We start from the raw sequence: 22,129 nt of genomic DNA on the forward strand, positions 1-22,129 counted from the left end.
ATTTTACCTTATTTTTCAAAAAAATCACAACAGAAAAAAGCTCCCTAAAAAGGAAGGAGCTTTTAAAACCAGCCTTTAACCGTTTTGGCTACACTTGTCCATACATCGCCAAACAGCCCGCCGATTCCTCTCATTGTAAGCACAAACCAGTTTGCCTTTTCAACATTGTTTTTTGCCACAATATCGACACTTACATTCTTTTTCATTTCCGGGCTTAAAAAGCTATATTCCTCTTCTCCTTTATATTGCAATGTCATATATCCGACTTTTTCTCCTTTTTTCACCGGTGCGGTTAGCTCGCCGTCGGCGGTTAATTTCTTTTTATCGAAAACATATACAGGACGGTAGTTTTTTTCCTCTCCGTTTTTCACAACAAGAGAAAGCGGCTTATCGGTTGCGATGGCGACAGATTTTTCTTTCCCTTTCACTACTGGCAACACCGATTTTCCTTTTAGTTCATATCCTTTTGAGTACAGTTTTTTCATAGAATAATTGCTGAATCCATAATCAAGCAATTTTCTCGTTTGTTCAAACCGTGCTTCAATCGTCGACTTCCCATTGCTTTTCGCATTCATCACAACAGTAATAAAACGAACGCCATTCCGCTCTGCCGTTCCTGTAAAACAATAACCGGCAAATTCTGTATACCCCGTTTTTAGACCATCGACCCCTTCGTATGCATGAACTAATCCAGGGAGCATCCAGTTCCAGTTATCCATCTTAATTTGATCATCTGTTCCTTCGCGAAATATTTTCCGAGGCGTACTTGCTGTTTCCAATACTTCCGGATATTCTTTCAACAAATGATACGCTAGTGTAGCGACGGAACGGGCAGACATCACATTCTCTTCGCTCTGGTTCGTTCCCTCCGGATGAAACCCTTTTAAATCTTCATTGCTTAGTCCTGTGGAGTTGACAAATTTATATCCCTTAAGCCCTAATTGATTTGCTTTTTCATTCATCATTTTTACAAAATTTTGTTCCGAACCACCGACAATTTCAGCAATGGCTACCGTAGCAGCATTGGCGGAATAAATCGCCATCGCTTCATAAAGCTCGCGGATAGTGTATTTCCCATCTTTTCGTAACGGAACGTTCGACAAAGCGCGATCTTGCGAAAGACGATAAACGTAGTCGCTTGGTGTATACTGCTGATCCCATTTTACCCGTTTTTCTTTGACCGCTTCCAACAGCAAATACTCGGTCATCATTTTTGTCATGCTGGCAATGCCAAGAACGGTATCAATGTTTTTTTGATACAAAATTCTCCCTGTATTAGCATCCACAAGTATCGCCGCATCCGCTTCAATGTTCAATGGATCGACTGCCGCTTTTGCCGCATGGAATGGCAGGAAATAAAAACATAAACCAATCATCAGAAAAATAATGATTATTTTTTGCTTTATCCTCTTCACATTTATACCCTCCTCACACAAACGTTATTGTAACACACTCCTTTACAAAAAAATAGACGGAGAAAAATTCCCCGTCTAAGTTAGGTATATAGACATATTTTATTAAGAAATAGAATAGTTTGGCGCCTCTTTCGTAATTTGTACATCGTGCGGATGGCTTTCGCGCAATCCTGCGCTCGTCATGCGAATAAATTGGGTCTTTTCTCGCAGTTCTTCTAAATTTCTTGTGCCGCAATATCCCATGCCCGCTCGCAAACCACCGACAAGCTGGTAAATCGTGTCAGCCAAAGGTCCTTTGTAAGGAACGCGTCCTTCAATTCCTTCAGGAACGAATTTTTTATTATCTTCTTGGAAATAACGGTCTTTGCTTCCTTTTTCCATTGCAGCAACAGAACCCATGCCGCGATATACTTTAAATCTTCTTCCTTGATAAATTTCTGTTTCTCCAGGGCTTTCTGATACTCCGGCTAAAAGGCTTCCCAGCATGACCGCATGCGCGCCTGCCGCCAATGCTTTCACAATGTCGCCGGAATATTTAATTCCGCCGTCAGCGATGATCGGAACACCATGTTTGCGCGCTTCTGTCGCACAATCATATATTGCCGTTATTTGCGGCACACCGACCCCCGCGACAACGCGCGTCGTACAGATCGACCCAGGTCCAATGCCGACTTTGATGATGTTCGCTCCTGCCTCAATCAAGTCGCGTGTCGCCTCTGCTGTCGCGACATTTCCCGCGATAATATTTAAGTCCGGATATTGTTCGCGAATTTTGCGAACCGTCTCAAGAACACCTTTAGAATGACCGTGCGCCGTGTCTACGACAATGACATCAACGTTTGCTTCTACCAGTTTTTTTACGCGAATCATCGTATCGGCTGTCACGCCAACAGCCGCCCCGACAAGAAGACGACCTTTCGCGTCTTTTGCAGAATTCGGAAACTCGATTACTTTTTCGATATCTTTGATCGTGATTAATCCCTTTAATACTCCATTTTCATCAACAAGCGGCAACTTTTCGACTTTGTACTTTTGTAAAATCTTTTCCGCTTCTTCTAACGTCGTTCCTACCGGAGCCGTGATTAAATTTTCTTTTGTCATCACATCGGAAATTTTTGTCGAATAATCTTGAATGAATCGTAAATCACGGTTTGTAATAATGCCAACAAGCTTTTGTTCTTCCTCATTATTGACGATCGGCACGCCAGAAATACGATATTTACTCATTAAATGTTCCGCATCGTACACTTGATGTTCAGGGGTTAAGAAAAACGGATCTGTAATGACTCCTCGCTCCGAACGTTTCACTTTATCTACTTGTTCTGCTTGCTGCTCGATGGACATATTTTTATGGATAATTCCAAGTCCACCTTGTCTTGCCATTGCGATGGCCATTTCTGCTTCCGTTACCGTATCCATTCCTGCGCTAATAATCGGGATATTCAACTGTAATGTTTCGCTCAATTTTGTCGTCACATCGACATCGCGAGGCAATACATCAGATTTAGCAGGAATAAGCAGCACATCGTCAAACGTTAATCCCTCTTTAGCAAATTTCGATTCCCACATGTTTTCTCCCCCTTATCCGGAAATATTATTAGTAGCTTAACAACTGGTTAAACTACTGTCAAGGAATAGAGAAAATGTTCAACTTTTCAGTTATTTCAATTGTTTTTAATATGGTAAGGTGGGCTGACAATGTTCGACTGTAGAAGCAATTTCAATAAATTTATTGTCTTTCATTCGGCAGATATCGCTAAGCAACTGCTTCGTCAATGCTATACAAAACAAAAAAGGGAAGATGCTGTCCAAAAAAGCTATACAAACTGCTACCCATTTCTTTATTATCTAGAACACGGGCAAAACTTTTATTCAACTGCAAGAGACGCTCCTTTGTCCATTAAGCCTGTCCTTTTATTTTACGGGATGGTGCAGCTTTTAAAAGCTTGCCTGCTCACAGTCGACGCAGATTATCCTGCATCTACTTCCGTTTTAGCACACGGAGTCTCCACAAGAAAAAGAAAAAAACAAGGATATGAATTTTTCAATGACGAAGTCAAAATACAACGAAACGGGTTGTTTACACATTTTTCTGAGAAAATGTTTCATGTGAAACAACCAGCAGGGGAAAAATTTCGAATGAGCACATTGCTCGAGCGCATATGTGAACTGCATCCATCATTCGCTATATTTAACGATGAAAAAACGCTATCTTTAGAAATTAAATATAACGCTTCTCACCATACTATTGCGATTCCAACCGAAATTTTAGACCATTATCATATGTCGTTAAACCGGTTTATTTATTACATAGAGCAGGAATGGCACTTTTCCAAAGCAACTTTTGTGAAAGAGAAAGATCGTTTTATTCACATTGGAATCCAATCACCGCTGCAACCGATTGGATGTGAGCCGCTGATGTTTCACTTAAATGGAACATACCGCATTCCAATAAAGAGAGAAAAAATATTTATGCTGCCGGAAGTAATGGCGCATTATTTACTGCTATATAACTTAAGCATGATTTCCCGATATGAAACGGAATGGTGGAGCGAGTTATTACACGCTTATTCCAGCAACGCATACACATTGATTGTTCAATTTTTATCGTTAACTGCTGAAAAAGTGCCGTTATTGCTTTATGAATATTTGACACAGCAGCTGTTTCCAAATTCCCTTTATTCATAATAAAAAGCATCCTGCTTGTTCTGAAGGCAGGATGCTTTATAAAATAAACTTGCCTAGCAACGACCTACTCTCGCAGGGGCGCTGGCCCCAACTACCATCGGCGCTGGAGAGCTTAACTTCCGTGTTCGGAATGGGAACGGGTGTTTCCTCTCCGCTATTGTCACTAGGCAAGCATTTATCCATTGGACATGTTTTATTATACTCCAATAATGATGTTTGTCAAGGGGAATTTTCATTCCCTCAAAACTAGATAACCGTCCGTCTGGAAGAAACCGTTTGGCTAGGCGGCATTCTCCGTTGTTCGTGGTTAAGCCCTCGATCGATTAGTATCCGTCAGCTCCACGTGTCGCCACGCTTCCACCTCGGACCTATCGACCTCGTCATCTTCGAGGGATCTTACTCGCTTGACGCGATGGGAAATCTCATCTTGAGGGGGGCTTCACGCTTAGATGCTTTCAGCGCTTATCCCTTCCGCACATAGCTACCCAGCGGTGCCCCTGGCGGGACAACTGGTACACCAGCGGTGCGTCCATCCCGGTCCTCTCGTACTAAGGACAGCTCCTCTCAAATTTCCTGCGCCCGCGACGGATAGGGACCGAACTGTCTCACGACGTTCTGAACCCAGCTCGCGTACCGCTTTAATGGGCGAACAGCCCAACCCTTGGGACCGACTACAGCCCCAGGATGCGATGAGCCGACATCGAGGTGCCAAACCTCCCCGTCGATGTGGACTCTTGGGGGAGATCAGCCTGTTATCCCCGGGGTAGCTTTTATCCGTTGAGCGATGGCCCTTCCATGCGGAACCACCGGATCACTAAGCCCGACTTTCGTCCCTGCTCGACCTGTCTGTCTCGCAGTCAAGCTCCCTTCTGCCTTTGCACTCTCCGAATGATTTCCAACCATTCTGAGGGAACCTTTGGGCGCCTCCGTTACCTTTTGGGAGGCGACCGCCCCAGTCAAACTGCCCACCTGACACTGTCTCCCACCCCGCTAAGGGGTGCGGGTTAGAATTTCAATACCGCCAGGGTGGTATCCCACCGCCGCCTCCACCGAAGCTGGCGCTCCGGCTTCCCAGGCTCCCACCTATCCTGTACAAGCGATACCAAAATTCCATATCAGGCTGCAGTAAAGCTCCACGGGGTCTTTCCGTCCTGTCGCGGGTAACCTGCATCTTCACAGGTAGTATGATTTCACCGGGTCTCTCGTTGAGACAGTGCCCAAGTCGTTACACCTTTCGTGCGGGTCGGAACTTACCCGACAAGGAATTTCGCTACCTTAGGACCGTTATAGTTACGGCCGCCGTTTACTGGGGCTTCGGTTCGCACCTTCGCTTCCGCTAAGCGCTCCCCTTAACCTTCCAGCACCGGGCAGGTGTCAGCCCCTATACTTCGCCTTTCGGCTTCGCAGAGACCTGTGTTTTTGATAAACAGTCGCTTGGGCCTTTTCACTGCGGCTCCCTCAGGCTTTGGACCCAAGAGAGCACCCCTTCTCCCGAAGTTACGGGGTCATTTTGCCGAGTTCCTTAACGAGAGTTCTCCCGCGCACCTTAGGATTCTCTCCTCGCCTACCTGTGTCGGTTTGCGGTACGGGCACCTCTCACCTCGCTAGAGGCTTTTCTTGGCAGTGTAGGATCGGGGACTTCGGGACCAACGGTCCCTCGCCATCACGGCTCCGCCTTATTGCCAGACGGATTTGCCTATCTGGCGGCCTAACCGCTTGGACAGGCTATTCCAGCAGCCTGCTCGCCCTACCTTCCTGCGTCCCCCCATTGCTCCAACGGTGAGGAGGTGGTACAGGAATCTCTACCTGTTGCCCATCACCTACGCCTTTCGGCCTCGGCTTAGGTCCCGACTAACCCTGAGCGGACGAACCTTCCTCAGGAACCCTTAGGCTTTCGGTGCAGAGGATTCTCACCTCTGTTTTCGCTACTCACACCGGCATTCTCACTTCTAAGCGCTCCACGAGTCCTTCCGGTCTCGCTTCGGCGCACTTAGAACGCTCCCCTACCGATGACCGTTGGTCATCCCACAGCTTCGGTGGTACGTTTAGCCCCGGTACATTTTCGGCGCAGAGTCACTCGACCAGTGAGCTATTACGCACTCTTTAAATGATGGCTGCTTCTAAGCCAACATCCTGGTTGTCTGGGCAACTCCACATCCTTTTCCACTTAACGTACACTTTGGGACCTTAGCTGGTGGTCTGGGCTGTTTCCCTCTCGACTACGGATCTTATCACTCGCAGTCTGACTCCCAAGGATAAGTCATTGGCATTCGGAGTTTGACTGAGTTCGGTAACCCGATGAGGGCCCCTAGCTCAATCAGTGCTCTACCTCCAAGACTCTTCCCTTGAGGCTAGCCCTAAAGCTATTTCGGGGAGAACCAGCTATCTCCAGGTTCGATTGGCATTTCACCCCTACCCACACCTCATCCCCGCACTTTTCAACGTGCGTGGGTTCGGGCCTCCAGTAGGTGTTACCCTACCTTCACCCTGGACATGGGTAGATCACCTGGTTTCGGGTCTACGACGACGTACTGTGCGCCCTATTCAGACTCGCTTTCGCTGCGGCTCCGTCTTTTCGACTTAACCTTGCACGTCATCGTAACTCGCCGGTTCATTCTACAAAAGGCACGCCATCACCCATCAACGGGCTCTGACTACTTGTAGGCACACGGTTTCAGGTTCTCTTTCACTCCCCTTCCGGGGTGCTTTTCACCTTTCCCTCACGGTACTGGTTCACTATCGGTCACTAGGGAGTATTTAGCCTTGGGAGATGGTCCTCCCTGCTTCCGACGGGATTCCCCGTGTCCCGCCGTACTCAGGAGCCACTCGGGAGGGAACGAAGTTTCGACTACAGGGCTGTCACCTTCTCTGGCGGGCCTTTCCAGACCGCTTCGTCTACCCCGTTCCTTTGTCACTCCCATCTGAGTGGTCCTACAACCCCAAGAGGCAAGCCTCTTGGTTTGGGCTGTTCCCGTTTCGCTCGCCGCTACTCAGGGAATCGCGGTTGCTTTCTTCTCCTCCGGGTACTGAGATGTTTCAGTTCCCCGGGTGTGCCCTCCATACCCTATGGATTCAGGTATGGATACTGCCCCATTACGGACAGTGGGTTCCCCCATTCGGACATCTCCGGATCAACGCTTGCTTACAGCTCCCCGAAGCGTTTCGGCGTTTGCCCCGTCCTTCATCGGCTCCTAGTGCCAAGGCATCCACCGTGCGCCCTTTCTAACTTAACCACGCGAAAACAGCTTCACTTTCGCCGCCTTCGCTTCCCGGCTTCTTCCTTCCGGTTATCTAGTTTTCAAGGAACGAGACTGCTACCTTGTGCTCACTTCTTTGCTGTCTTGCGTCGAGGAATCCAGCTTCTTTGCATTCACTTGCAGACGCAAGCAAAGACGCAAAGCTATTTCAAATGGTGGAGCCTATCGGGATCGAACCGATGACCTCCTGCGTGCAAAGCAGGCGCTCTCCCAGCTGAGCTAAGGCCCCACATGATTAATATGGGCCTAAGTGGACTTGAACCACCGACCTCACGCTTATCAGGCGTGCGCTCTAACCAGCTGAGCTATAGGCCCATCATATCATCTATTAAAAAATTCCTTCAAAACTAAACAAAACGACAAGCGTCATTGTAACGTATTTTCTTTTCATTGTCAATAGGTTAGCTTTCCGTATCATCCTTAGAAAGGAGGTGATCCAGCCGCACCTTCCGGTACGGCTACCTTGTTACGACTTCACCCCAATCACTTGCCCCACCTTCGGCGGCTGGCTCCCTTGCGGGTTACCTCACCGACTTCGGGTGTTGCAAGCTCTCGTGGTGTGACGGGCGGTGTGTACAAGGCCCGGGAACGTATTCACCGCGGCATGCTGATCCGCGATTACTAGCGATTCCGGCTTCATGCAGGCGAGTTGCAGCCTGCAATCCGAACTGAGAGCGGCTTTTTGGGATTCGCTCCCCCTCGCGGGTTCGCAGCCCTTTGTACCGCCCATTGTAGCACGTGTGTAGCCCAGGTCATAAGGGGCATGATGATTTGACGTCATCCCCACCTTCCTCCGACTTTTAGCCGGCAGTCCCCCTAGAGTGCCCAACTGAATGCTGGCAACTAGGGGCGAGGGTTGCGCTCGTTGCGGGACTTAACCCAACATCTCACGACACGAGCTGACGACAACCATGCACCACCTGTCACCCTGTCCTCCCGCAAGGGAGGAACGCCCTGTCTCCAGGGTTGTCAGGGGATGTCAAGACCTGGTAAGGTTCTTCGCGTTGCTTCGAATTAAACCACATGCTCCACCGCTTGTGCGGGCCCCCGTCAATTCCTTTGAGTTTCAGCCTTGCGGCCGTACTCCCCAGGCGGAGTGCTTAACGCGTTAGCTACAGCACTAAAGGGAATAACCCCTCTAACACTTAGCACTCATCGTTTACGGCGTGGACTACCAGGGTATCTAATCCTGTTTGCTCCCCACGCTTTCGCGCCTCAGCGTCAGTTACAGACCAGAGAGCCGCCTTCGCCACTGGTGTTCCTCCACATCTCTACGCATTTCACCGCTACACGTGGAATTCCGCTCTCCTCTTCTGCACTCAAGTCCCCCAGTTTCCAATGACCCTCCACGGTTAAGCCGTGGGCTTTCACATCAGACTTAAGGGACCGCCTGCGCGCGCTTTACGCCCAATAATTCCGGACAACGCTCGCCCCCTACGTATTACCGCGGCTGCTGGCACGTAGTTAGCCGGGGCTTTCTCGTTAGGTACCGTCACCGTGCCGCCCTGTTCGAACGGCACTTCTTCTTCCCTAACAACAGAGCTTTACGATCCGAAGACCTTCTTCGCTCACGCGGCGTCGCTCCGTCAGACTTTCGTCCATTGCGGAAGATTCCCTACTGCTGCCTCCCGTAGGAGTCTGGGCCGTGTCTCAGTCCCAGTGTGGCCGGTCACCCTCTCAGGCCGGCTACGCATCGTCGCCTTGGTGAGCCGTTACCTCACCAACTAGCTAATGCGCCGCGGGCCCATCCGTAAGTGGCAGCCGAAGCCGCCTTTCAACCGAAGACCATGCGGTCTTCGGTGTTATCCGGTATTAGCCCCGGTTTCCCGGAGTTATCCCGGTCTTACGGGCAGGTTACCCACGTGTTACTCACCCGTCCGCCGCTAACCAAGCGGAAGCAAGCTCCCGCCCGGTCCGCTCGACTTGCATGTATTAGGCACGCCGCCAGCGTTCGTCCTGAGCCAGGATCAAACTCTCCAAAAAGAAAGTAGATTGGCTTCAGCTTCAGCGCCAGCACCTTTCGATGCCAGTCGCCTTCGCTTTTCTTATTGTCTAGCTTCGGCTCCTAGCCCCTCGGGACGCTTCGGTCTCGCTGTGGCGGCAACAGCCTCCTCGCGAGCCCTCCAGCGCCTGTCGGGGCTAATCAGTCGCCTTCGCTTTTCTTATTGACGCTTGCGTTTTGTTTAGTTTTCAAGGAACTTTAAAGTTGTAGTGTTAAACTTTGAAAAATGACAGCTACTAAATAATAACTAAAATTCGAATGAAAGTCAACATATTTTTTCAGAGTTATATATGTTTTGATCAGACGAGCTTTATTCTATCACTATTACAGCTGCTGTTCAAGAGTATTCTTCAAAAAATTTTCTGCTCTAGTCGTTATAAACAACTTCCTCAATATAAATATCCCGATGTTCGCTTAAAGAAAGAAATTCATCTTTATCAACGATTTTGACAATCGGTCTTGTCGGCGCTTCCCGTTGTATAAAAACGATTTCTGCCATTTCGCCGTTTGACAATTTGACAACTGTCCCTACATGAAAATTAATTAAATTGTCTAGCAATATTTGTATCGCTTCCATACTTAATTTTCCAAACTGTTCAATTTGAATTTTTTCGAGCGCTTTAAAAGGGGATTGTCTGGACCGATAAAGACGTTCGGATGTCATCGCGTGATAAACGTCAGCTACAGCTACTATTTTGCTGTATGGGTGAATTTGCTGGCCACGAATTCCAAACGGATAGCCAGTTCCATCAATTCGTTCATGATGCTGTAATACAGCCAATTTTACTCCTTCTTTTAAAGTCTTTATTTTTTCGACCATTCGATAACCGATCACTGTATGCTGTTTCATTTCTTCATATTCATGAGTAGTAAGTGCCGAGTTTTTTGTCAAAATCCTTTTGTCCACCCTCGCCATGCCGCAGTCGGACAATATCCCCGCCAGCACAATTTGATAACAATCACTTTTACTATAATTTAATTGTTTTGCCAAAAATCCCGATAATAATCCGACGCTAACAGCGTGATGGTATAAATAGTCTTCCTTTGTCACATAACGATGTAACGCTAGTAATTTTTTGCGGTTATGTATCAATTTATCGAATAAAGGAATAATAATGTTTCTTATTTGTCCTATATCAATAGGAGCACCGGATTGCCACGATTGAAATGCTTTTTTATATTTTTGAACTGCTTGTAAATAAAGGTATATCGGCTGTTCATCGCTAGGGCTATCCTCTTCACGCCGATCCAGCAATTCAGCCGGCTTAAATGGTTTTCCATTTGCCAGAACTGGTTCAACGTACACTTCTTGAATTAAAAATTTTTCCAACACGTTTAATAAATATGGTGTCAGTATCGTATTTTTAGGCATGATTGTCTTTTGGGTCTTGCCAAGCACATCTTCAGCGAGAATACATCCTTCTTGCAACTGGTGAAGTTTCACCCGGATCATCGTGCCACCTCCCTACTTCTATCCCATTTTTATACTAACATTGTTGATACGATCGTTGTAGTGCTTTAATAAAAAATGGTTCAAAAGGCTGCACCTTTCGAACCATTGCACACAATTAATGCTCTTCTTCCTCTGCTTCATTTTCTTTCTCTTCTTTCGGGACTTTCGCCACTGTCGCAACATACTCATGTTCATTATCGTCGGACAGGCGAATCAATTTTACTCCTTGTGTATTTCGTCCCATTCGTGAAATATCACTGACAGCAATGCGAATAAGAATGCCGCTCGCGGTAATAAGCATTAAGTCCTCTTCACCGGTCACCGTCTTCACCGCAACAATCGGACCATTTTTCTCGGTAATATTACATGTTTTTATTCCCTTTCCGCCGCGGCTTTGTATGCGGTATTCTGAAGCCGGGGTGCGCTTGCCATAACCGTTTTTCGTAACAACTAATACATCGCAACCATCCTCTAAAATTTCCATGCCGACAACTTCATCGCCATCTTCCAGCGTAATCGCCTTGACTCCTGTTGCGCTTCGTCCCATCGCCCGCACATCCGTCTCCGGAAAACGGATGAGCATTCCGTTTTTCGTCCCGACAATAATATGTTTCGAGCCATCCGTTAACTTGGCGGAAATCAGCTCATCTCCTTCACGCAAATGAATGGCGATTAAACCGTTGTTACGAATATGGGCAAATGAAGATAATGGAGACCGTTTGGCGATTCCTTGTTTGGTTGTAAAGAATAAATATAAATTGTCATCAAATTCATTGTCGATAGGGATAATCGTGTTAATCCACTCGTCTTTATCGAGTTCTAAAAGATTAATGAGCGGAATTCCTTTAGCAGTCCGGCCGAATTCAGGAATTTCGTATCCTTTTGCCCTGTATACTTTTCCTTTGTTTGTAAAAAATAAAACCGTATCATGAGTCGATGTGATCAAAAGATGTTCGACAAAGTCATCTTCGTTCGTATGCATGCCTTGGACGCCTCGTCCGCCTCGTTTCTGACTTTTATAAGTTGAAACCGGCAACCGCTTAATATACCCTTTATGTGTGAGCGTAATCACGATGTTTTCGCGCGGAATTAAATCTTCATCCTCAAATTCTTCGGCTCCTCCAGCGACAATTTCTGTTCTCCGCTCATCGTTAAACCGCTCTTTAATTTCTGTCAATTCATCGCGAATAATTTGCAACACTTTTTCTTCATCGGCTAAAATCGCCTTTAATTCAGCAATCAAGCGAATAAGCTCTTGATACTCTTGTTCAATTTTTTCTCGTTCTAACCCTGTCAAACGCTGCAAACGCATGTCCAAAATTGCCTGGGCTTGTCTTTCGCTGAGCGAAAATTGCTGCATAAGTCCTTCTCTGGCAATTTCTGTCGTTTTTGAGCTGCGGATTAGATTAATCACTTCATCGAGATGATCAAGGGCAATGCGAAGGCCTTCCAAAATATGAGCGCGTGCTTCCGCTTTTTTCAACTCATATGCCGTGCGGCGGCGGATGACCGTTTTTTGATGGTCTAAATAATGCTGCAGGCATTCTTTTAAGTTTAATACTTTCGGCTGGCCATCAACGAGCGCGAGCATGTTAATGCCAAAGCTCGTTTGCATTGCAGTATGTTTATATAAATTGTTCAAGATGACCTTCGCGTTCGCATCTTTTCGCACTTCAATGACAATTCGCATTCCGCTGCGGTCGGATTCGTCGCGCAAATCGGTAATGCCGTCAATTTTCTTTTCACGAACAAGCTCGGCAATGCGTTCAATCAATTTCGCTTTATTGACTTGATAAGGAAGCTCGCGAACGATGATCATCTCTTTTCCGTTTGGCTGCTGCTCAATTTCGGCTTTGGCGCGCAATGTTATCGATCCGCGTCCTGTTTCATACGCTTTGCGAATGCCGCTCCGCCCAATGATTTGCCCCGCTGTCGGAAAATCCGGCCCTGGAATATGCTCCATTAAATCGGCTACAGTCATGTCAGGGTTTTTGCTTAACGCCAAAATGGCGTCGATCACCTCACCGAGCTGATGCGGCGGAATGTTCGTCGCCATCCCGACAGCGATTCCCGAAGAACCGTTTACCAATAAATTCGGAAAGCGCGACGGCAGTACGACAGGCTCTTTTTCTGAACCGTCGTAGTTATCTTGATAGTCAATCGTGTCTTTGTTAATGTCGCGCAACATTTCCATCGCAATTTTCGACATGCGCGCTTCTGTGTAACGCATCGCTGCGGCCGCGTCACCGTCAATAGAGCCAAAATTTCCATGTCCGTCTACAAGCATATAGCGATAGTTAAAATCTTGCGCCATGCGGACCATCGTATCGTACACCGCCGCGTCGCCGTGAGGGTGGTATTTACCGATGACCTCTCCGACGATGCGGGCCGACTTTTTGTATGGTTTGTCCGCGGTCATTCCGAGATCATGCATCGCGTACAAAATGCGGCGATGCACTGGCTTTAACCCATCGCGCACGTCAGGCAATGCCCGCGATACGATGACGCTCATCGCATAATCAAGAAACGAAGAGCGCATCTCTTGGCTTATATTAACTTCACGGATACGCGGATGTTGGTTTTCTGACATTCATAAAACCTCCCTTAAAAAAAATTTTCGGCGGGGAGGGTGATTGCTCAACACTCTCCGGTTAAATGTCCAAGTTTTTCACATATCGCGCATTTTCTTCAATGAACTGTCTTCTTGGCTCTACTTTATCTCCCATCAAAATTTCAAACGTCTCGTCAGCTTCAATTGCATCTTGAAGGCTGACTTGAAGCAGCGTTCTTGTTTCTGGATTCATCGTTGTTTCCCATAATTGTTCCGGGTTCATTTCTCCAAGACCTTTATAACGTTGAATCGTCGGTTTCGGATTTTCCGGCAATTCGGCAAGAATTTTTTCAAGCTGCCGGTCGTTATAGGCATACCTTACTTGTTTGTCTTGCTCAATTTTATAAAGCGGCGGTTGGGCGATGTATACATATCCCCGTTCGATAAATTCGCGCATATAACGATAAAAGAAAGTGAGCAATAATGTGCGGATGTGCGCCCCGTCAACATCAGCATCTGTCATAATAATGATTTTATGGTAGCGCGCTTTCGTAATATCAAAATCTTCGCCAATTCCCGTGCCCAGCGCGGTAATAATGGCGCGAACTTCATTGTTGGATAAAATTTTGTCAAGCCGCGCCTTTTCAACGTTAATAATTTTTCCGCGAAGCGGCAAAATTGCCTGAAAATGGCGATCTCTTCCTTGCTTCGCCGACCCGCCTGCGGAATCTCCTTCGACCACGTACAATTCACTGATGGAGGGGTCTTTGGAGGAACAATCCGCTAGTTTTCCAGGCAAATTAGAAATTTCAAGCGCGCTTTTTCGCCGTGTAAGTTCCCGTGCTTTTTTGGCCGCCAAGCGCGCCCGCGCCGCCATCATCCCTTTTTCAACAATTTTTCTAGCAATGGTTGGGTTTTCCAGCAAAAATGTTTCAAATTGTTCGGAGAAAACCGCATCGGTAACCGTCCGTGCGTCGCTGTTTCCAAGCTTTGTTTTTGTTTGTCCCTCAAACTGCGGGGCCGGATGTTTGATCGAAACGATCGCTGTTAACCCTTCGCGAACATCTTCACCAGTTAAATTTGGATCATTATCTTTGAAAATTTGTTGTTTGCGTGCGTAATCGTTAATAATGCGCGTCAGCGCCATTTTAAAACCGGATTCGTGCGTCCCGCCTTCGTGTGTATGAATGTTGTTAACAAAAGAATAGATATTGCTGCTATAGCTATCGTTATATTGGAAAGCAATTTCTACATAAATTCCATCGCGTTCCCCAATAATGTAAATCGGCTCCTCATGAAGCACTTCACGCGTCCGATTTAAATGTTTAACGTAAGACTGAATACCGCCTTCGTAACAATATTCATTTTTTCGATTTTCCACCCGCTTATCTTCAAGCGTTATTTTAAGGCCGCGATTTAAAAAAGCCAGCTCGCGGAGGCGGGTCGCCAACGTTTCATAATCGAACTCTGTCGTTTCCGTAAAAATTTCCGGATCAGGCTTAAAATGAACGGTAGTGCCTGTCCGATCCGTTTCTCCAACCACTTGCAAATCCGTGCAAGGAACGCCGCGCTGATATTTTTGATAATGAATTTTTCCATCTCTGTGCACATACACTTCCAGTTCTTCGGATAAAGCGTTCACGACGGAAGCACCGACGCCGTGCAGTCCGCCCGACACTTTATAGCCGCCACCGCCAAATTTTCCTCCTGCATGGAGCACGGTCATAATGACTTCGACAGCCGGACGTCCCATTTTCTCCTGAATGTCAACAGGAATGCCGCGCCCGTTGTCTGTAACCGTTATGCTGCCATCTTTTTCGATCGTCACGTTTATTTCCGTGCAATAACCGGCTAACGCCTCATCAATGCTGTTATCGACAATCTCCCATACGAGATGATGCAGCCCTTTTGGACCAGTGGAGCCAATGTACATCCCTGGACGTTTACGGACCGCTTCCAGTCCTTCTAAAACTTGAATTTGGCTTGCATCATACGTATGTTCGACTTTTTGTTCCATTGTCATGCAAATCACCTACGCTTTCCTTCCAAACGTTCAAAAACTTAATCACAAAGAGGGGCGGTAACATGACCGGAATGGACTTTGTAAATGGCTGCTTCCTTGATGATGTCATGTTCGATTCCGTCAATGCTCGTTGTCGTTACAAACGTCTGCACTTTTTGCCGGATTGCGTCAAGGAGATGGGTTTGCCGAAAGTCATCCAGTTCCGATAGCACATCATCAAGCAAAAGAATGGGGTAATCACCGATTTCAGAAAAAATTAATTCAATTTCCGCCAATTTGATGGATAGCGCTGTTGTTCGTTGTTGTCCTTGGGAGCCAAATGTTTGGACATCTTTTCCGTTTACGCTAAACAAAATATCGTCACGATGCGGACCAGCAAGCGTCATTCCTCGCTGGATTTCCCTCTCTTTTATTGTAGCAAACTTTTCGCTATATGCTTCTATTATTCTCGACAACTCCATCCTTTCTGATACGTCAACAGAAGGTCGATATTGAATTTGCAACGTTTCTAACCCGCGGCTAATCTCACGGTGAATCGGCGCAGCCCATTTTTCCAGCAAAAGCAAAAATTCATGCCGCTTTAACGTGATTTTAGCCGCTAGCGGAATAAGCTGTTCTGTCAAGATATCTAATACGGTTTCATCTTGCTGCTCGCGCGTTTGCAGCATTTTTAAATAATGGTTTCGCTGCTGCAATAGCTTTTGGTATTGACTTAAATCATGTATATAGACAGGCGACACTTGCCCGATTTCCATATCGACAAAACGCCGTCTTACTTGTGGGCTTCCTTTCACTAAGTTTAAATCTTCAGGAGCAAACATCACGATATTTAAATGACCGACATATTGGCTTAATCGCTGCTGCTCAACATGGTTGCATTTTGCCTTTTTTCCTTTTTTCGAAATAATGAGCTCCAATGATAGCGCACCGCTTTTTGTTGTTGCCCTTCCTTCTATTTTAGCATAGTCTTCATCCCAACGAATGAGATCTTTGTCGTTTGCTGTCCGGTGTGATTTTGCCATCGCTAAAACGTAGATGGCTTCCATCATGTTCGTTTTCCCTTGGGCGTTCTCTCCTAAAATAATATTTACGTTATTTGCGAACTGTATCGTTTCACTCTTGTAATTGCGATAATTTTTTAACGATAAATGTGTTAAAAACAACGGCTCTTCACCTACTCTGCCCTCGTTACGATAAACGTGCCGAGTCCTTCGACTTCGACTTTGTCTCCATTTTTTAATTTTCGCCCGCGGCGAGTTTCTTTTTCTCCGTTGACGAGTACTTCATTTGTTTGCAAAAACCATTTCACAGCGCCGCCCGTACCAACGGCTTGCACGAGTTTTAGCAATTGGCCAAGCGTAATCGTTTCTGTCGCAATGGTTACTTTTTTCTCCATCCATTCATCGCTCGCTTTCTAAAAACTGCCCATTTTTTTATTTTAACGAAAAAACAAAGCGCTAGCAAAGAAAGCTGCTAAGATTTAGCAGCTTTCGCAAATGTTAATACGTTCTTACCGGTAAAATAAGCTGAAGCATCGAGTCGCTATGGAGAGGGCGAAGCAAAAACGGCCGCATCGCGCCGGTAAAGCTGATTTTAATGTCTGTACCGTCAAGCGCTTTTAACGCGTCCATCATATATTTTGCGCTGAAAGAAATTTTTAATTCCTCTCCTTCGATAGATTCGCTTTGAATTTCCTCCGTTACTTTTCCGATTTCCGGTGAAACGGAGGAAATTTCAATGATGCCATCACTGAGCGTCGTTAGTTTGACAACATTGTTTCTTCCTTCTCTCGCTAATAAAGAAGCGCGATCAATCGCTTGTAAAAACTCTTTCGCATTCACGATAATATCCGTTTTGCTATCCGTTGGAATAAGCCGGGATGTTTCCGGATAGTTTCCATCAAGCAAGCGAGAGAAGAATAATAAACGTTTTGTTTTAAATAAAATTTGATTCGCCGTAATAACAATTTTGACAGGAGCATTGCTGTCATCCAAAATTTTGCTCAGTTCGTTTAAGCTTTTTCCCGGAATGACGACATTATGCGACTGGTGATTTTCCGTCTCAATTTTTGCTTTTCGCAATGCAAGGCGGTGGCTGTCTGTTGCAGTACAGATTAGTTCCTCGTCTTCGATTCTCCAGTTGACACCTGTCAAGATTGGCCGCGTTTCTGAAACGGAAACGGCAAATACCGTTTGCCGGATAATCGTTTTTAACAAGTCCGTTGGAATTTCGAAAACATTTTCCTCTTCGATTTGCGGAAGTCTTGGATATTCTTCGGCGTCGAGACCATTTAGGCTAAATTCCGCTTTTCCTGAACGAATCACGGTTAAGAAATTAGGCTGTACTTCGATTTCAACTGTCTTTTCCGGCAGTTTTTTTACGATTTCTGAAAAAAAGCGGGCTTGCAGCACAATGCTGCCGGTTTCTGCTATTTCGACAAGTACTTTATCTTCGTCTTCCATTGGGATAAAAGATTCAATTGAAATGTCGGAATCGCTTCCTGTTAACGTGACTCCTTGCGGGGTTGCCGTAATTTTTATTCCTGTCAAAATCGGAATGGTAGTGCGAGGGGACACAGCTTTCATGACATCTTGGACACTTTGAACCAATGCTTCTCGATCGATTGTAATTTTCATTACACAAGCCTCCTACGGTATAGGGAAATAAATTATTTTTTTATAATATAAAAATAAAAAAAGAAAGCAGTAGTAGTAATAAAGCTTGTTGAAATGTGGATAAGTCAAAAAAGTAAAGGAAACACAGCCTGTCCACATGTGGATAGACTGTGTGTAATTCGCGCAGTTATTCGACAGTTATTCACAACTGTTTCAGTTTCTCTTGAATTTCTTTAATATGTTTTTGCAGCTGGACATCCGTCTGCAGAAGCTTAGAAATTTTTTCATGGGCATGAATGACAGTGGTATGGTCGCGACCTCCGAACTCATCCCCGATTTTCGGCAATGAGCAATCCGTAAGTTCCCTCGAAAGATACATGGCGATTTGCCGCGGAAAAGCAACAGACTTCGTTCTTTTCTTAGCTTTAAAGTCTTCCAGTTTAATATTGAAATGCTGGCCGACAACGCGCTGAATATCTTGGATAGTGATCACTTTCGGCTTGCTGTTTGGAATAATGTCCTTTAACGCCTCTGCGGCTAAGTCAGCGTTAATTTCTTTATTGATCAATGATGAGTAAGCGACGACGCGTATGAGGGCTCCTTCCAATTCCCGAATGTTAGAGTCAATTTGATTGGCGATATAGAGCATCACTTCATTCGGAATATCAAATCCTTCCGCTTTCGCTTTTTTTCTGAGGATAGCGATCCTCGTCTCTAAATCGGGAGGAGTGATGTCCGTAATGAGCCCCCATTCAAACCGTGAGCGAAGGCGGTCTTCCAATGTCGGAATCTCTTTTGGCGGCCGGTCGCTGGAAATGACAATTTGTTTGCTTTCTTCATGCAGCGTGTTAAATGTGTGGAAAAATTCTTCTTGCGTTTGTTCTTTTCCTGCCAAAAACTGAATATCATCAATTAGTAGAACGTCAACATTCCGGTATTTGTTGCGAAAATCGTCCGGACGGTTGTCGCGGATCGCGTTAATAAACTCGTTTGTAAATTTTTCTGAAGATAGATACACTACTTTGGCGGACGGATTATGTTCGATTACGTAGTGGCCGATCGCATGCATTAAATGCGTTTTTCCTAATCCAACTCCGCCGTAAATAAATAGCGGATTGTATGCTTTCGCTGGCGCTTCCGCGACCGCTAATGAAGCGGCATGGGCGAAGCGGTTGCCAGAACCGATGACAAACGTATCGAACGTATATTTTGGATTCAGCATGCTTTGCGGGAAATCGGCTGGTTCCTCGTATGACTTCCGCTGCTTTTTCAAAGATTGCTGAAGCTCAAAATCATCTTCGGATTGATTAGGAGGAATAATGAATTTAACAGAAAGCTCTTCTCCGGTGATGTCGTAAATGGTTTCAGCAATCAAACGAGAATAGCGGGAATCAAGCCAATCTCTCGCAAACTCGTTTGGGGCTACAATGACAAGCGTGTCACCTCGTAAAGAGTGGGCTTTTGTTGATTTCAACCAAGTTTCAAAACTCGGCTTGCTAATTTTCTTTTCAATTTCCCCAAGCACGCGATTCCATAAATCATGGATGTTTTCCACCAGTTGCCCCCTCCTTTATCAGAGGATTGTTAAAAAAAGAATTGTGGAAATACAATAATAAGGAAAGAAGATGGTATTTCGACAAAATCCACCGCATGTGGATAACTTTATAAACAAGCTGTGAAAAAATATATCCACAATGTATCCACAATTTGTGGATAATTTTTTTTGTCCACATAATTATCCATAGTGAAAACACAATAATAATAGCAAATAAACTGGCGTGTTGCAATGGATTTTTAAAATTATCCACAAAAAGCAACCGGTGTGAAAAAATACTTATCCACATAGTGAAAAGTGTGAAAAAAATGTCGATAAATGATGTGAATAATGTTAAACGGTGTCCGAAACTTATCCACATATTCATAAAAAACGCGGGGAAAGTCTTGGGGCGGTTGACATTTTGCCTGATTGTTCAATATAATTAGAAAGACTGCCTGTAACAGTTATTCCTCAGGGAGGTGTCATAGATGAAACGGACATATCAACCAAATAGACGGAAACGCAGCAAAGTTCATGGGTTCCGTGCGCGCATGAGCACGAGAAATGGAAGAAAAGTGCTTGCGCGTCGTCGTCGTAAAGGAAGAAAAGTATTATCCGCATAGGCCACTGAAGTTTCAGTGGTCTTTTTTCGCAGCGATGTCTGGATATAGAAAAAAGATGGAGTGTTTCCGTGGTATGAAGAAAAAGTATCGCATAAAGAAAAACAAAGAATTTCAAGAGGTGTTTCAGCGCGGTACGTCAATGGCGAACAGGCAATTTGTCATTTATATGCTTGACCGTCCTGAACAGCCGTATTTTCGGATCGGGTTATCAGTGAGCAAAAAGCTTGGGAAGGCGGTTGTTAGGAATCGAATTAAACGTTACATTCGCCAAGCTTTTTTAGAAATGAAAGACGATATTTTGCCAGGAAAAGATTATGTCATTATCGCTAGGCTTCCAGCTGCGGACATGACATATTTTGAGGTGAAGAGCAGTCTGCTCCATGTATTGCGCAAGGCGGGCGCGCTAAAAAGAGAGAGAAAATAAAAAAGAGCGCCCATTTTGTTTGCAATGATGTTAAAATACATACTTAGGATGCTCAGGATATGCGAATTTGTCGGTTAGGAGGAAAAAGATGGTGAAGAGGCGAATTTGGTTAACGATTTTGTTGACAGCGCTGCTTATAATCATATCAGGATGTACGCAAATTAACGAACCAATTACGCCGGAGAGTAAAGGTTTTTGGAATGAATATATCGTATACCCGCTCTCTTGGTTAATCAAGTATGTCGCTGGCGTTTTCGGCGGAAGCTATGGATTGTCGATTATTGTCGTCACAATTTTCATTCGTTTGCTCATTTTGCCATTAATGATCCAGCAAACGAAAAACGCGAAAGCGATGCAAGCGCTACAACCGGAAATACAAAAGCTTCGGGAGAAATACAGCTCCAAAGATATGCAAACGCAACAAAAGCTCCAACAAGAAATGATGTTGTTGTTTCAAAAGCACGGCGTCAACCCGATGGCAGGATGTTTTCCTATTCTCATTCAAATGCCGATTTTAATCGGATTTTATCACGCCATTATGCGCACGAAAGAAATTGCGGAACATAACTTTTTATGGTTTGATCTTGGCGAAAAGGATCCATTTTATATTTTGCCGATTGTCGCAGGGATTACGACATTCATCCAACAAAAAATCGTAATGGCTGACACAGGGCAACAAAATCCGCAAATGGTGATGATGCTTTGGATGATGCCGATCATGATCGTGATTTTCGCAATTAATTTTCCAGCTGCTTTATCGCTTTATTGGGTAGTCGGAAATATTTTTTCCATTGCGCAAACGTACTTCATTAAAGGACCAAATATTGATTCTGCCCGTTCAGGAGGAACGAAAAAGTGAAAGAAGTGACCGCGACCGCCGCTACTGTTGAGGAGGCTGTGCAGTTGGCATTGCAACAGCTCGGTGTTTCGAGAGACCGCGCAGAAATTATTGTGGTAGAAAAAGGAAAAAAAGGGTTATTTGGAATTTTCGGGAGCAAACCAGCGGTTGTTAAAGCAAAACGTATAGCAGATCCCGTTGAAGAAGCGGAGTTATTTTTAAAAAATGTTGTAAAACAGATGGGAGCAACAGCAGTAAACATTGAGAAACAGCAAAACGGTAACCATGTCACATTCATGATTACGGGGGAACAAGTCGGTTTGCTGATCGGAAAACATGGACAAACATTAAATTCCTTGCAATTATTAACTCAGCTTGTCGCCAACCGCTATGCAAAAGAATATGTTTCCATCATTGTCGACGCGGAAAATTACCGGGAAAGAAGAGAAAAAACGCTTATTCAGTTGGCGCAAAAGTTAGCGGAAAAAGCGGCACAAACTGGAAAAGAAATAAAACTGGAGCCGCTTCCAGCGCATGAGCGGAAAATTATTCATGTTACATTGGCAAACCATGAACAAGTGACTACTTATTCGGTTGGAGAGGAACCGCGCCGTTATGTTGTCATATCTCCAATCAAGTGACAAATCATCTGGATGGAAAAGGGGCTATCTCTTAAACAAGCGAGGCAGCCTCTTTTTCTTCT

Annotated in this window: 14 protein-coding genes, 2 tRNA genes and 3 rRNA genes; 5 read left to right on the top strand and 14 right to left on the bottom strand. The window is 45.3% G+C overall.

Annotated features, from left to right (window positions below; genetic code table 11):
• Positions 1–62: 62 nt before the first annotated feature.
• The gene (locus AOT13_RS03015) at positions 63–1,376 is read right to left on the bottom strand and encodes a serine hydrolase (protein WP_232511592.1); all 1,314 of its coding nucleotides are present in this window, start codon (positions 1,374–1,376) and stop codon (positions 63–65) included.
• A gap of 141 nt (positions 1,377–1,517) precedes the next feature.
• Complete coding sequence (gene guaB, locus AOT13_RS03020) at positions 1,518–2,984, bottom strand: IMP dehydrogenase (protein ID WP_003247355.1); 1,467 nt, start codon at positions 2,982–2,984, stop codon at positions 1,518–1,520.
• A 129-nt stretch (positions 2,985–3,113) separates the two neighbouring features.
• On the opposite strand from guaB, the gene AOT13_RS03025 reads away from it, so the two are divergent.
• A complete protein-coding gene (locus AOT13_RS03025) occupies positions 3,114–4,103 on the top strand; it encodes a YaaC family protein (RefSeq protein ID WP_013399792.1) in 990 nt (329 codons plus the stop codon).
• 51 nt (positions 4,104–4,154) lie between these two features.
• On the opposite strand, the gene rrf is transcribed toward AOT13_RS03025, so the two are convergent.
• The 12 genes from rrf to dnaA all read right to left on the bottom strand — a co-directional run bounded on the left by rrf (position 4,155) and on the right by dnaA (position 19,559).
• Positions 4,155–4,271, bottom strand: a 5S ribosomal RNA gene (gene rrf / locus AOT13_RS03030).
• Between the two features lie 135 nt (positions 4,272–4,406).
• Positions 4,407–7,336 (bottom strand): 23S ribosomal RNA (locus AOT13_RS03035).
• A 177-nt stretch (positions 7,337–7,513) separates the two neighbouring features.
• Positions 7,514–7,589: transfer RNA gene (locus AOT13_RS03040), tRNA-Ala, on the bottom strand.
• 12 nt (positions 7,590–7,601) lie between these two features.
• Positions 7,602–7,675 (bottom strand) — tRNA-Ile (locus AOT13_RS03045).
• A 109-nt stretch (positions 7,676–7,784) separates the two neighbouring features.
• Positions 7,785–9,343, bottom strand: a 16S ribosomal RNA gene (locus AOT13_RS03050).
• The 16S, 23S and 5S rRNA genes sit together here with 2 tRNA genes alongside, the layout of an rRNA operon.
• A 386-nt stretch (positions 9,344–9,729) precedes the next feature.
• Positions 9,730–10,815 carry an HD-GYP domain-containing protein gene (locus tag AOT13_RS03055; protein WP_013399791.1) on the bottom strand — a complete coding sequence of 362 codons (1,086 nt, stop codon included), beginning with the start codon at positions 10,813–10,815 and terminating at the stop codon, positions 9,730–9,732.
• A gap of 115 nt (positions 10,816–10,930) precedes the next feature.
• A complete protein-coding gene (gene gyrA / locus AOT13_RS03060; protein WP_042385786.1) occupies positions 10,931–13,405 on the bottom strand; it encodes a DNA gyrase subunit A in 2,475 nt (824 codons plus the stop codon).
• 61 nt (positions 13,406–13,466) lie between these two features.
• The gene (gene gyrB / locus AOT13_RS03065; protein WP_003247343.1) at positions 13,467–15,389 is read right to left on the bottom strand and encodes a DNA topoisomerase (ATP-hydrolyzing) subunit B; all 1,923 of its coding nucleotides are present in this window, start codon (positions 15,387–15,389) and stop codon (positions 13,467–13,469) included.
• 38 nt (positions 15,390–15,427) lie between these two features.
• On the bottom strand, positions 15,428–16,552 hold the full coding sequence (recF, locus tag AOT13_RS03070) for a DNA replication/repair protein RecF (protein WP_003247341.1): 1,125 nt from the start codon (positions 16,550–16,552) through the stop codon (positions 15,428–15,430).
• Positions 16,553–16,563: 11 nt separating this feature from the next.
• Positions 16,564–16,785 (bottom strand): S4 domain-containing protein YaaA, encoded by a 222-nt coding sequence (gene yaaA / locus AOT13_RS03075; protein ID WP_003247337.1) that lies wholly within the window; start codon positions 16,783–16,785, stop codon positions 16,564–16,566.
• A 103-nt stretch (positions 16,786–16,888) separates the two neighbouring features.
• On the bottom strand, positions 16,889–18,025 hold the full coding sequence (gene dnaN, locus AOT13_RS03080) for a DNA polymerase III subunit beta (RefSeq protein ID WP_013399789.1): 1,137 nt from the start codon (positions 18,023–18,025) through the stop codon (positions 16,889–16,891).
• A gap of 181 nt (positions 18,026–18,206) precedes the next feature.
• Positions 18,207–19,559, bottom strand: a complete 1,353-nt coding sequence (gene dnaA / locus AOT13_RS03085) for a chromosomal replication initiator protein DnaA (RefSeq protein ID WP_003247333.1) — start codon at positions 19,557–19,559, stop codon at positions 18,207–18,209.
• Between the two features lie 470 nt (positions 19,560–20,029).
• Between dnaA and rpmH the strand changes: the two genes are divergently transcribed.
• The 4 genes from rpmH to jag all read left to right on the top strand — a co-directional run bounded on the left by rpmH (position 20,030) and on the right by jag (position 22,067).
• On the top strand, positions 20,030–20,164 hold the full coding sequence (gene rpmH / locus AOT13_RS03090) for a 50S ribosomal protein L34 (protein ID WP_003253900.1): 135 nt from the start codon (positions 20,030–20,032) through the stop codon (positions 20,162–20,164).
• A gap of 73 nt (positions 20,165–20,237) precedes the next feature.
• The gene (gene rnpA, locus AOT13_RS03095; RefSeq protein ID WP_003253884.1) at positions 20,238–20,588 is read left to right on the top strand and encodes a ribonuclease P protein component; all 351 of its coding nucleotides are present in this window, start codon (positions 20,238–20,240) and stop codon (positions 20,586–20,588) included.
• 88 nt (positions 20,589–20,676) lie between these two features.
• Positions 20,677–21,447, top strand: a complete 771-nt coding sequence (spoIIIJ, locus tag AOT13_RS03100; protein ID WP_013401916.1) for a YidC family membrane integrase SpoIIIJ — start codon at positions 20,677–20,679, stop codon at positions 21,445–21,447.
• On the top strand, positions 21,444–22,067 hold the full coding sequence (gene jag, locus AOT13_RS03105) for an RNA-binding cell elongation regulator Jag/EloR (protein WP_003253878.1): 624 nt from the start codon (positions 21,444–21,446) through the stop codon (positions 22,065–22,067). The genes spoIIIJ and jag overlap by 4 nt, the downstream gene beginning before the upstream one ends.
• Positions 22,068–22,129 lie beyond the last annotated feature (62 nt).

The organism is Parageobacillus thermoglucosidasius (genome assembly GCF_001295365.1).
Lineage (GTDB): Bacteria > Bacillota > Bacilli > Bacillales > Anoxybacillaceae > Parageobacillus > Parageobacillus thermoglucosidasius.